The organism is Psychromonas sp., assembly GCF_041586535.1.
GTDB lineage: Bacteria > Pseudomonadota > Gammaproteobacteria > Enterobacterales > Psychromonadaceae > Psychromonas.
This window is the reverse complement of sequence record NZ_JBFGZY010000003.1, coordinates 1-13083: the sequence shown is the minus strand read 5'-3', so window position 1 is coordinate 13083 and position 13083 is coordinate 1. Positions and strand designations below refer to the sequence as shown.

Below are 13083 nucleotides of genomic sequence, written 5' to 3'. Positions count from 1 at the left end.
ACCTTGAGCCAATCTCCATTCTCAACATTATCATTACATGCCGATCTGTTACATAACCTGGACTCATTAGGCTATCACGGTATGACCCCTATTCAAGCGCAAAGCCTGCCCCATGTACTTGCGGGTAAAGACGTCATTGCACAGGGTAAAACCGGCTCCGGTAAAACGGCGGCATTTGGTTTGGGTTTGTTAGCAAAGCTTGATGTTAAGCGTTTCCGCATTCAGGGCCTGATTCTCTGCCCGACACGCGAGCTTGCTGACCAGGTTAGTAAAGAGCTGCGCAGGCTTGCCCGTACCATTCATAATATTAAAGTATTAACTCTGTGCGGCGGTGTACCGTTTGGTCCGCAAATAGGATCATTAGAACATGGCGCTCATATTATCGTCGGTACTCCCGGACGGATTGAAGATCATCTGCGCAAAGGCACGTTACGTTTGGATGACTTACAAATGTTAGTATTGGATGAAGCCGACCGCATGCTGGAGATGGGCTTTCAGGTATCCCTTGATGCCATCATAGATCAAACCCCTAAACAGCGGCAGACTCTATTATTTAGTGCCACCTTTCCGGAGCAAATTAATAATATCGCCAAACGCATTATGCTAGCACCGGTCATGGTTAAGGCTGAATCTCAACATGACGACAGCATTATTGCACAGCATTTTTATAAAGTAGAAAATAATCAGGAGCGCATGATTGCTTTGCGATTATTATTGCAACGGTATCAACCGGAATCATCAGTAGTTTTCTGTAACACTAAAAAAGAAGTGCAGGAAGTAGCAGATGAACTGGCAAATCGCGGCTTTAACGCACTTGCCCTGCACGGTGATTTAGAGCAAAAAGACCGCGATCAGGCATTAATACGCTTTGCCAATAAAAGTGCCAATATCCTGGTTGCAACAGATGTGGCGGCACGTGGTCTGGATATTGATAACCTCAGTGCAGTCTTTAATTTTCATATCGCTCATGATCAGGAAGTCCATGTACACCGCATCGGCCGTACTGGACGAGCCGGTAATAAAGGCCTGGCATTCTCTTTTTTCAGTGATAAAGAGCACCACAGAGTGATCCTGCTCGAGGATTATTTAGATCGTGATATTTCACCTGAACAGCTGCCTCCTTTAAACTTACTGGATCAACAGCCGGCGCAGGCAAATATGATCACTATCCGTATTGATGGCGGTAAAAAGCAGAAAATCAGACCGGGTGATATTGTTGGTGCATTAACCGGTGAAAATGGTATTAATGGTAGTGAAGTCGGAAAAATCCACGTAGCAGATAATTGGTCCTATATCGCGGTACAACGTAATACCATCAAAGTGGCGTTTAAAAAGTTAAGTGAAGGCAAACTAAAAGGGCGTAAATTCCGTGTGATGGTAGTGCGCGGCTGATATACTTTTTATGGTTCAGATGTTGGCGCATCTGAACTTCCCCATAACATCTCCAAGTCCCTCTCAAAACAGCACTTTCACTAGAGCACCATATAGTTTAAAAAACGAACGCCAGAGCTGACTGAAAATCGCTCAGGCAAGGCGTGTTGGCGAAGGAATAGAGATCTCTTTCGAGCTGACACAACGCAGAATGAGTGATTTTTAGGCGCTCCCGAAGGGCGAGGCCCAAATGGTCGCATGTTGCGTTAAATTTTTTCGATTTAGGTGCTCTAGTCTATAAAATCTTTTTTTTCAACAATCACTGTGTAACAAAATGTTACGCAGTGTAACGTCCGCCTCTTATCTGTAAGTAATTGTAACTTAAAAAAAAGTGTGACCTGCTTATCACTAGCTTACCTAATATCCTGTATATACTTCAACAAAATTAAATTAAAGCAATTTGATTTATCAGTTTTTTACCATACGAAAATTTAACCTTATAACTGGAGAAAAAGTTTATGAATATTTTCGGAAGTTTACAAAAAGTAGGAAAGTCATTAATGCTTCCTGTATCTGTACTGCCGATAGCCGGTATTTTACTGGGTGTGGGTGCTGCAAAATTCGCTGTATTACCGGATGTTATATCCTTACTGATGGAACAGGCTGGTGGCGCTGTTTTTGGTAACATGGCATTATTATTTGCTATCGGTGTAGCCCTTGGTTTTACAAAAAATGATGGTGTAGCTGGTCTTGCTGCTGCAGTTGGTTACTTCATCATGATGCAGACTATCGAAGTACTTGCACCGGGTGCAAATACGGGTGTATTAGGTGGTATCATCGCCGGTGGTATTGCTGCTGCAATGTTCAACCGTTTCTACAATATCACCTTACCTGATTACCTGGGTTTCTTTGCCGGTAAACGTGCTGTTCCAATCATGACCGGCTTCACAGCTATCATCATGGGTGCGATTCTTTCTGTTATCTGGCCTCCTGTTGGCGCGGCAATTGCCGGTTTCTCTCACTGGGCTGCAGAGCAAAACCCAACGGTGGCATTCGGTATCTACGGTATTATTGAACGTTCATTAATCCCATTTGGTTTACACCACATCTGGAATGTACCTTTCTTCTTCGAAGCAGGTAGCTGTGTGAATGCTGCTGGTGAACAGTTAAACGGTGTTTTAACTTGTTACCTTTCTGCAAACGAAGCAACACGTGCTGCTGCGGGTAATGGCTTTGGTCAGCTGGCCGGTGGTTACATGTTCAAAATGTACGGTCTGCCTGCTGCTGCTATCGCAATTGCTCACTCTGCTAAGCCTGAAAACCGCGCTAAAGTAATGGGTATCATGCTTTCTGCTGCATTAACTTCATTCCTGACCGGTATCACTGAACCAATCGAATTTGCATTCCTGTTCGTAGCACCGGTTTTATACGGAATCCATGCCCTATTAGCTGGTTCTGCGTTTGTTGTAACAAACTTATTTGGCATGGTTCACGGTACTTCATTCTCACACGGTCTAATTGACTTCTTAGTACTATCTGCTAACTCTCAAAAATTCCTATGGTTCCCGGTTGTAGGTATTATCTATGCAGGTATCTACTACACAGTATTCCGTGTTGTGATTGCTAAGTTAGACCTTAAAACGCCTGGTCGTGAAGAACTTGAAGCTGAAGTAACAGTAAAAGTTGACAGCACTGAAATGGCTATCCTGTTAGTAGCAGCATTCGGTGGTAAAGCAAACCTTGATAACTTAGACGCATGTATTACCCGTCTGCGTGTTACGGTTAAAGACATTGCTTTAGTAGATCAGGCTGAACTTAAAAAACTAGGTGCTGCGGGTGTATTTGTATCTGGTAACGGTGTTCAGGCTATCTTCGGTACTAAATCAGATAACCTAAAAACTGACATGGAAAATTACCTCTCTAAATAATAATTTTCCCGGCAGGTGCTTCACCTGCCATGTTTTAAAGTAGAAGTCTGACAATTTTACTCACTGTTCAATTGTCGGACTTTTTCTTTTTGGCCGCTTCGCAACGTCAACACTTTGTTCTAAAAGATCGATACTTACCAATCTAAAATCCATCGTTTTCATAACCAACATCCCCTATGATCAGATTTAGTAAAGATACAATAGCGCTATTTTCGCGTCTTTCTGCGTTAAATAAGCTTCAGCAAAATATTGTCTTTTGCAGGAGCTAAGCAGAACGTTTCTGCATAAAGAAGCAAAGTTATTTGTATAAAATTTAAATTCGACTATCGTCATAATCTCATCCAGAGAAATTATTGGTAAATATTTCACATAATCAATTAGCAAAGGATTTAATATGGAAAACACATTAAAGTTCGCCGATACGCATGAGTGGGTACTGGATAACGGTGACGGTACGGTGACTGTCGGTATTTCAAACCAGGCGCAACAACTTTTAGGTGATGTGGTATTTGTTGATCTGCCGGAAGTCGGCGATGAGACCGAAGCCGGTGAAACTTTTTCGTTAGTCGAATCGGTCAAAGCAGCCTCCGATCTCTACGCGCCGGTCACAGGTGAAATTATCGAAATTAACGAAGAACTTGAAAACAGCCCGGAATTAATTAATGAATCACCTTATTCAGCCGGCTGGATTGTCAAAATTCAAGTCGCTGATATGGGCGAACTGGATAACCTTATGTCCGGAGAAGATTATCTTGCAGCTAATGAGGAATAATTGTAACTACTCAGGTCGTTGCTATTTAAGACTATTTATGAAGTACATCCATGTACCTCATCGCTACGCGACTGACTAAAGTCATGCAAATATGTTCCATACATATTGGTCATCGCTGAAAAATGCTTAAACAGAGACACCCTGAGTAGTTACGTTCCATATACATCAAAAGCAGGTGTTGCAGGCAGCCCCGCCTTCTTAGGTATAATCCGGCATATACCTTATTAAGCGGTCTTAGGATAGTTTTGTGGGAAAAACGCACGTTTTGCCTGCTCATCAAAGTCTGTCTTAAACTTGATATCTTTACTGATGTTGCGGGCGCGCGCCACGGCCGGGCGGCTTTCAATATTAGCGAACCAGCGCTGCAGATTTGGATAAGGCGCTAACCCCTCTTCACCCAATACTACCGTCGCTTTATCAATCCACCCCCAGGCTGCAACGTCTGCGATACTGTATTGCTCACCGACAATGTAGCTACGATCCTGAAGATGATTATCCAGTACTTCATAATGACGCTGAGCTTCACGAAGGTATCGGTTAATAGCATAAGGCAGCTCTGGCGCTGCGTGTCTAAAGTGCACTGACTGACCAGAGTAAGGGCCAAGTCCTGTCGCGATAAACATCATCCAGGATAACATTTCGCCGCGATCTTCAGGGGCACCGCCCAGTTGCCCTGATTTCTCGGCCAGATAAAGCAGAATTGCGTTGGAATCAAAAACCCGCACACCTTCATCTTCGATTGCCGGGGCTTTACCATTCGGGTTGATAGCCCGATATTCCGGTGTGTGCTGTTCACCTTTTAAGGTATCAACAGGCATCAGCTCATAGGGTAATCCGGTCTCTTCCAAATAAAGTGCAACCTTCATTGGATTAGGGGTAGTGTGAAAATAAAACTTGATCATTTGCCGCTCCTTGAAAATTTGAATAACCTATTCAATCATATTATGAACGATTGTTCAATATTAATTTGAACGAACGCTCAGATCATTGCTGTTACCTTTATGGGATAAAAACAAACACAGTAATACCAAGGAGATCATCAGGTGATGTCCATCAACACTCTGTTTAAATTAACATTTTTTTTAGTAAAATTTTTTTTTTCTTTCTATCCCCTTTTATTCTTCTTATACTCAAAGAGATAGCTGATTCCCCTACAATAAGAGCAAAAAACTATGTATAAAAATATCCTGGTACCCATTGATTTGAATGAAAAAGGCTTTGCAGATAAAGCACTTGAACTGGCCGTTTGGCATGCGAAACATGCTAATGCAAAACTGCATCTTCTTAAGGTACTACCCGGGGTTCATATGTCCATGATTGCGGCATATTTTCCCAGAGATGCTGCACAGCAGATGAAATTAGATGTGAAAAAACAACTGAAAGAGTTTGCCGTGACTCATATCACCGAAAACGTCAGCTATGAAACTTACGTCGCCGAGGGCAAACCTTATGAAATCATTTTGCAATATGCAGCCAAATTAAAGGCAGATCTGATTATTATGCCAAGCCATAAGCGTTCCAAGGTAGACAAAGTGATTTTAGGCTCTGTTGCGAGCAAGGTGGTAGAAAACTCACCGATCAATGTATTGGTAGTAAAACCCAAGGGCTAAGAGTAAAAAAAACGCTTTGCTTGAATAACAGCAAAGCGTTTCTCTGTATCAGGACTAAGCAGACTTAGTCCTTATTTTTCATAGTTTAGAGATCAAGTGATTGACTTTCGTCACGGCGACGACGCTGCAGGATAATAATAAAGGCTAACAGCAATAATACCGGAATGTAGAACCACTGTCTGGCCGGGCGATCTACTGGCACACCTACGGTGGCGATAATCTGGTCGAAATCAAATCCGGCTTTTTCTGCCGCACTGTCAAAACCAACTCCGTCGACCATGATCGAACCATCATCCTGAGGCAGCAGCTCCAAACCATAATCGAACAGACGATCATCACCTGACTCCCCTTCACCGACAATCATTAACATGGTTAAGGTAACGGGATCGCCGACATCATTCTGGCCATCAACCAGCACACGCAGCTCCGTACCGGGAGCAACATCCCCCATTGACTGTACCAACTCCGCGCCGGGGCGTTCATCATAAGGCGGGATCACATAATCCATCCAGAAACCCGGACGGAACAAAGTAAATGCAATCAGGATCAACGCAAAAGATTCCCATAATTTAGACTTGGCAATAAAGTACCCCTGAGTACCTGCCGTGAAGATCAGCATGGCCATCGTGGCAACAATAAAGACAAAAATTCCCTCCATAAAGGTGACATCCATCAGCAATAAGTCGGTGTTGAAAATAAACAGGAAAGGCAATAACGCGGTACGCAGCGAATAGAAAAAAGCCACAAAGCCGGTTTTAATCGGATCGCCTCCCGATACCGCAGCGGCGGCAAAGGATGCCAGTCCGACAGGCGGGGTCACGTCCGCCATAATACCGAAGTAAAAGACAAACATATGCACCGCAATCAAAGGCACAATCAGGCCATTTTGCTGGCCAAGACTGACAATCACCGGCGCAAGCAGCGAGGATACGACGATATAGTTCGCCGTGGTCGGCAGCCCCATCCCCAGGATCAGACTGAGAATTCCCGTCCAAAGCAGGATCAGCATGATATGCCCCATCGACAGGAATTCCACCAGAGCGGCCAGTTTCAAGCCGACACCGGTTTGTGACACCGTGCCAACGATGATCCCGGCTGCCGCTGTTGCGATAGCAATACCAATCATATTTCTGGCACCTGCAATCAGCCCGTCAATCAGTTCATCGAAGCCGCGTTTAAAAGCACCGGAGGTGTCTTTGCTGCGGAAAAAGGCAAACAGATAACGCTGAGTCAGCAGGATGAAGATCATCAATGCCGTCGCATAAAATGCAGAAAGCCCCGGTGATTTTCGTTCAATCATCAAACACCAGATTAACACCACCACAGGCAGTAGAAAATGCAGGCCAGATTTCACCGTCGGGCCGGTTTCCGGCAGGCTTAGTACCGGCGAATTGGGATCATCCAGAATAAGATCCGGATACGCCGAACTGATTTTAGCCAGCACAACGTAAGCGACAAGCACCAGAACTGTAATTGCCCAAAACATCATTTCCGGATCGATAAAAGCTTTTAATAAGTCGATCAGAAAGAATAATCCAAAGGCGCCAATGACGGTATTACCCAATACAATCGCACCTGTTGAGATAGTTCGCGACAACGCCGCTTGAGTCGTTCTGGATTTCAGGGTTTTCAGCACGGCGTATTGAATGGCGATCACTGCCACTACACCGGCCAGTCTGGCCGCCGTAGTCGAAAGCATTTCATACAATACTGATAAATAATACGCTCCGCCGGCAAGGGCGATAATGGGCAGTAATGTCATCGCCCATGAGAGCAGCACATCTTTAGCAGATTTGCCGTTGTCTTCACGGGTGAGGCCCTGCATATTCAGCTTCATCGCTTCTAAATGCACGATATAAACCAGGGCGATATAGGAGATAACCGCCGGCAGAAATGCATGTTTTACCACATCAAAATAAGGAATATTGACATATTCCACCATCAGGAAAGCCGCAGCCCCCATTACCGGCGGCATGATTTGCCCGTTGACCGATGAGGCAACCTCAACGGCGCCGGCTTTTTCCGATGAAAAGCCAACCCGTTTCATCATCGGAATGGTAAATGTCCCTGTGGTGACCACATTGGCAATAGACGAGCCGGAAATTAACCCGGTCATGCCGGAGGCTACCACAGCCGCTTTTGCCGGCCCGCCACGAAGATGGCCCATCAGCGAGAAGGCGACTTTGATAAAATAGTTACCCGCACCCGCGCGATCCAGCAGCGCACCGAACAGCACAAACAGGAAAACCAGATCCGTCGATACCCCCAGAGCGATACCGAAAACACCTTCAGAGAATAACCACTGGTGATCCATGACACCACCGAACGTCGAGCCCTTCCAGGCAATCAGCTCCGGTGCATAAGGACCTAAAAATGTGTAGCCGAGAAACACCATGGCTACCACCATCAGCGGCGGACCTAATGCCCGCCTGGTTGCTTCCAACAGCATCAGCATACCGGCAATAGAAACAGCAATATCAACGGAGTTCGGTGCACTCGGACGATTACTGAGACGTATGCCGAAAAGGCTGTCAACCAGCATAGAGTCGGCAATTAAGGGATACAGCGCGCAAAGAGAGCCGGCAATAGCCAGTCCCCAATCAGCCATCGGGATCTTGCTTCGTGATGAGCGGTTAAAAGCAGGATAAGCAAGGAATGCTAAAAAGATAGCAAAGCCTAAATGAATTGAACGTGCTTCTCCGCTTGAAAAAACGCCCCAGCCGAACACAAAGGGCAAGGGCGATGCTATCCATATCTGGTAAAGTGACCAGACCAGGGCGACGCCGGCCATCAGCTTTACAACCTTTTGATTATCCGGGTTTCGACCGCCCGTGTCGGTGGAGGCAACAAGGTCTTGAAGTTCCTCATCATTCAGCAGTGTATTATTGCTTTTATCTGCATTCATCCTCAAAATTCCCTATTTAAATGAAAAAGCCACCTGAAAACACTGCAATCAATGCTTTCAGGTGGTTTAGATCGCGGTTTAGATATTTGCCCGCAAAACAACAGGGCGAAGTGCCTATAACGGACGCCCTATTGTTAACAGCGGATTACATCCAGCCTTTTTCTTTATAATAACGAACCGCACCGTCATGCAATGGTGCAGACAGGTTGTTGGTTATCATATCGCTCTCTTTCAAGTGAGCAAAAGCAGGATGCATTTTTTTGAAACGTTTGAAGTTATCAAATACAGATTTAACCATCTGATAAACGGTTTCCTCGTCAGTTTTTGTCGAGCTTACAAAGGTCGCAGCTACGCCAAATGTTTTTGTATCGGTATCTGTACCTTTATACATACCCGCCGGGATGGTGGTCATTGCATAATATTCGTTATCAACCACTAACTTTTGCACAACGGCATTATCAACGGGTACTACAATCGCATCACAAGAAGTGGTAGCTTCTTTGATTGACCCGTTCGGGTGACCTGCTACGAAGATGATCGCATCGACTTTACCATCACATAAAGCAGCCGCCTGCTCTGATGATTTCAGCTCAGATGCAAGGGCAAAATCATCCATCGTCCAGCCCATTTTTTCCATGATGATTTCCATGGTGCCGCGGTTGCCTGATCCAGGGTCACCGACATTCACTTTTTTGCCTTTCAGATCATCAAAAGTTTTAATCCCTGAATCGCTGCGCGCAACTACAGTAAAAGGTTCTGCGTGAACGGAAAATACCGAACGTAATTCTTTAAACGCACCGTCAGGAAACTGCTCCGGTGCAGTACCGTTATAAGCATGATATTGCCAATCTGATTGAGCCACCCCCATATCGACATTGCCGGAACGGATGCCATTAATATTGGTAATTGAGGCACCTGTTTTATGCGTACAGTTGATTTCATGCTTAGCTGTGCCCTTATTGACCAGACGGCAGATCGCACCACCAGCCTGATAATAAACGCCGGTTTGACCGCCAGTACCAATCACAACGTGTTTAGTCTCCGCGATTGCAGATGTTGCCATCAGCGCGGCTCCTGCTAGTGCAGTGATCGCCAGTTTTTTCATAAACATATTAAAACTCCTTTATTAATTATTTTATAGTAGTTGCTTTATCGCTTTACTTGATTAGCGATAAGATAACTAACTCAAGCTTGTTCATTCATACTAAAGCTGCATTGGCAGGGCAATATAGCCTCGGCGGTTTCTGAGAATATCTCCGATATTGGCATAATGGCTGAGTCTAAATAAAAACCCGCTCTGCTGCTTTATTCCCGTTACATATATTCGCGACAGCTTTATTTTTTGTATTTCTTTCTGCTCAGGGTTTACTGAACTTTCACGGTAAAATTTTGTTCGAGATAACAGCGTTTTGATCGCGGCAAATGGGTGCCCTAATATCAGGCAAAACTATTACCCTTTATTACGGTTTAGTCAATTTTGCCACTTAACAGGCTCCCCTTTATTCTCTGTTTTATCAAAACAAGAAAAACGAAGCAAATAGTATGCCAAAATAAAACCCGTAAAAACACAGAGTTAATGGGGTTTTATGAGTTTTATCACAATCAGGCAGTGTGGAAAGGAATAGCTTGCACCACAAAGGTGCGGCTCTGCCTCCTAAGTGTGCGTTAAAAAGGAGCGTGATTTTTCTGCTTTCCTATTTTATACCCAAACGCCTTGAAGACGTGGTGATCTACTTGTTGGTAAGTAACCTCAATTCAGGATAAGTAGTTTTATTTTGCGGAGCAGAGGGCAAGAGATAAAGTTCAACTTCTTAGCTGCTAATTGTTCAATTGAACATCGGGGAAAAGAATACCAAAGCCGTGATCCAGCAAATAGATAAGGCGACAGCCCGCTAAAAAACGTAGCTAGCATTCATTTTAACAAGCATAAATGAATAGATAATTATCGGATTTGGTATTATTGGCTAAAGCCACTGCCGCTGTATTTCTAGTTAGCGCAGATGAATTGATGATTACTCAGAGAAGTAACAATTGGCACTCTTCCGGTCGTTATGCCGGATTCACCGGTCAGCAAAAATCTGGTTTTGACGCTCTGCAGGCGGCAGCCCCCGTTTAACAGATTGAATTAAGAAGAATAGAGTTGCTGCTTGATTTTATTGGGCCACATAGCCTATTTAAACAAATTTAAGTCAAAATTAAGGCAAGTTAACATAACAGGAAGAAGTGAAACATTCTTGACCTCCTTCATTTTAGTTGTATTATGTGACCTGCATCTTATTATTGTATTCAGAAAGGAAAATATGCGTAATATCATTGATATCAAGTTGACCTCTATTTTCTCCCCGATATGCCAAACATTACTTAATGAGACGGCACAACAGCGAACAGGAGAATTTGATAATAAATGTACTGAATTATTTGTGATTCGTTTAGACGGGACAATTATTGCCTACGCTACTTTTAAGGTTACCGATTTTACAGATGTTAGTATTGACTCGTTGTATTTTAGAAATATTCTTAAAGATCATGATTTTGCTGACTTCTGGCTATCACGTTATTTAAAACGTCATGTAGGCAAAAACACTTATTTGAATTATTTAATGGCTCTTTAGGGCGCAAAGTTATATGCCTGTTTTACTGATCAACGCAACACCAGCATATGGCAGGAATAATCCGTTGAGCAAGTAGATAACCGTAAAACAGAATCGCCCGCTTTTTGGTTATATTTAAGCGTTTACCACCAACAGCTACGATTTTCTCAGCCAGCTCTTCCAGATTCGTCTCATGTACGTAAAAATAAAAGGTGTCGGTTGCGAATATTCAAAGTTACCTTCCGGATTTTTCTGGTTTTTAAATTCAAACAATTCAACAGCAATGCGATCTCCAATGGTAAATGGGCGATACCGCATCTTTCCCGGCCCGCACCAAATGCATCGCTACACATTTCACCAGTTGCACTGTCATCCTCTACCACTTCGCTCGCTTCATGATGATCTACCAGTTTAATACTTCTCTATAAAATGTAACGGCAACTTCAAGCTCCGGCATAGATATGCCAATATAGGAAAAGTTTTCAGGCCTGTTTACAACAGGTTATAGCGAATAATACAGAAATAATAAATTATCAGTTATTGTTTTTATGATAATATTTTGTTATTACAAAACAGGATAGTCTGATGATAAATGAAAAATGGTTATTAACTTTCAAAACACTCGTCGAAACAAAACATTTCACCCTAACCGCAGAAAAATTGAATATGACACAACCCGGGGTCAGCCAGCATATTCAAAAATTAGAAAGACAACTAAAAACCCCGTTATTACAGCGCCTGGGTAAACAATTTGAACTGACTCTTGCGGGGCAAAAACTCTATCGCTTCGCTGTTAATAAAGCACAGTTACAGCAGCAGCTATTGCAGGAGATGCAGTTCGATGATCCCTTTAGCGGAGAGTGTCGTTTTGCCTTTTCAGGCGCTTTGGCCATGTTTCTTTATCCGCACTTTATCAGCTACCAATCTCTTCATGAAAACCTGAATGTGTTTGTTGAAGCTGCGCCTAATAATAATATTATAAAAGATTTACTGAGTGATAAGGTGGATATCGGTATTGTTACGCAACGCCTTGATTCAGAGCAACTGCAACAGGAGAAGGTTGGCAGCGAGTTATTACAACTGGTGACCCCTGCCCGCTACGAGGGGGAGACGATGAACTTCGCGTTATTAAATAAAATTGGCTTTATTAACCACCCTGACGGGCTGCACTTTTTAAATAAGATCAATAATAGCAATGCACTTTGTCAAGGTAAGCAGGTAGAGAACATAGCAATACGGGGTTATGTTAATCAAATCAATCAAATATTACTGCCGGTGGCGCAAGGCATTGGTTTCACAGTATTGCCTGAGCGTACAGTGAAACAATTCCAACAGACACAGTTGTTAAACATTGCGCCACTTGATAATCCGGTTGCTGAACCGTTATTTTTGACTAAAAAACGTTATCGCCCTTTACCGCTTAGATATGAGTGGTTTGAAAAGCAGATTCGAACGTTACTGGTTTGAAAAACGGCAGCAGCGATTGTGCCCGTATATCCCCATGATACTTCAAGATGCAAAGTCAGCAAGGCAAATTGTGCCGAGATGCCAGGCATAAAATTGAAGTATAGTTATTCTACATAGAAATTATATAACAAAGCAGATTGGTGCAATTTACCTTGCCCTACGGGGCGCTGGCTCGAAAACCAGTGCTGTGTTGCACCAATCGAAAAGGGAATAACCATTACCTCATGTTGCGTCTTGCTCTGGTCTCCAAGCTCGTGCCTGACAAAGCATTTTGAAGTAACATGGGTATAAGCATAACGCTTCATTAATACCAAGCAGACTAATGATCTGATCATTTATGCTTGTTAAAATAAACGCTAGCTAGACATAAAACTACGTTTTAGTCTTTGTTATTGATTTGATTCAGAACGTCCTGTTCTTCACCACTTTGTGGCCAGCT

General features: G+C 43.5%; 10 protein-coding genes. 7 read left to right on the top strand and 3 right to left on the bottom strand.

Going from position 1 to position 13083, the window contains the following annotated elements:
- The first annotated feature begins 3 nt into the window (after positions 1-3).
- The 3 genes from dbpA (at position 4) to gcvH (ending at position 4071) form a co-directional block, all read left to right on the top strand.
- A complete protein-coding gene (dbpA, locus tag ABZA00_RS00755; RefSeq protein ID WP_372880230.1) occupies positions 4-1392 on the top strand; it encodes an ATP-dependent RNA helicase DbpA in 1389 nt (462 codons plus the stop codon).
- A gap of 497 nt (positions 1393-1889) precedes the next feature.
- Positions 1890-3299 (top strand): PTS glucose transporter subunit IIBC, encoded by a 1410-nt coding sequence (gene ptsG, locus ABZA00_RS00750; protein ID WP_372880229.1) that lies wholly within the window; start codon positions 1890-1892, stop codon positions 3297-3299.
- A 394-nt stretch (positions 3300-3693) separates the two neighbouring features.
- Positions 3694-4071 (top strand): glycine cleavage system protein GcvH, encoded by a 378-nt coding sequence (gcvH, locus tag ABZA00_RS00745; protein ID WP_372880228.1) that lies wholly within the window; start codon positions 3694-3696, stop codon positions 4069-4071.
- Between the two features lie 224 nt (positions 4072-4295).
- Here the strand turns inward: gcvH and ABZA00_RS00740 are convergent, their stop codons facing one another.
- On the bottom strand, positions 4296-4973 hold the full coding sequence (locus ABZA00_RS00740; RefSeq protein WP_372880227.1) for a glutathione S-transferase family protein: 678 nt from the start codon (positions 4971-4973) through the stop codon (positions 4296-4298).
- Between the two features lie 270 nt (positions 4974-5243).
- Here ABZA00_RS00740 and ABZA00_RS00735 point away from each other — a divergent pair, with 270 nt between their 5' ends.
- Positions 5244-5681, top strand: a complete 438-nt coding sequence (locus ABZA00_RS00735; RefSeq protein WP_372880226.1) for a universal stress protein — start codon at positions 5244-5246, stop codon at positions 5679-5681.
- An 85-nt stretch (positions 5682-5766) separates the two neighbouring features.
- On the opposite strand, the gene ABZA00_RS00730 is transcribed toward ABZA00_RS00735, so the two are convergent.
- Complete coding sequence (locus tag ABZA00_RS00730; protein WP_372880225.1) at positions 5767-8586, bottom strand: TRAP transporter permease; 2820 nt, start codon at positions 8584-8586, stop codon at positions 5767-5769.
- A 145-nt stretch (positions 8587-8731) separates the two neighbouring features.
- Complete coding sequence (locus ABZA00_RS00725) at positions 8732-9697, bottom strand: TAXI family TRAP transporter solute-binding subunit (RefSeq protein WP_372880224.1); 966 nt, start codon at positions 9695-9697, stop codon at positions 8732-8734.
- Positions 9698-10546: 849 nt separating this feature from the next.
- Between ABZA00_RS00725 and ABZA00_RS00720 the strand changes: the two genes are divergently transcribed.
- The 3 genes from ABZA00_RS00720 to ABZA00_RS00710 all read left to right on the top strand — a co-directional run bounded on the left by ABZA00_RS00720 (position 10547) and on the right by ABZA00_RS00710 (position 12644).
- Positions 10547-10702 carry a hypothetical protein gene (locus ABZA00_RS00720; protein WP_372880223.1) on the top strand — a complete coding sequence of 52 codons (156 nt, stop codon included), beginning with the start codon at positions 10547-10549 and terminating at the stop codon, positions 10700-10702.
- Positions 10703-10886: 184 nt separating this feature from the next.
- Positions 10887-11198, top strand: a complete 312-nt coding sequence (locus tag ABZA00_RS00715; RefSeq protein ID WP_372880222.1) for a hypothetical protein — start codon at positions 10887-10889, stop codon at positions 11196-11198.
- Positions 11199-11762: 564 nt separating this feature from the next.
- On the top strand, positions 11763-12644 hold the full coding sequence (locus ABZA00_RS00710; protein ID WP_372880221.1) for a LysR family transcriptional regulator: 882 nt from the start codon (positions 11763-11765) through the stop codon (positions 12642-12644).
- The last annotated feature ends 439 nt before the right edge of the window (positions 12645-13083 follow it).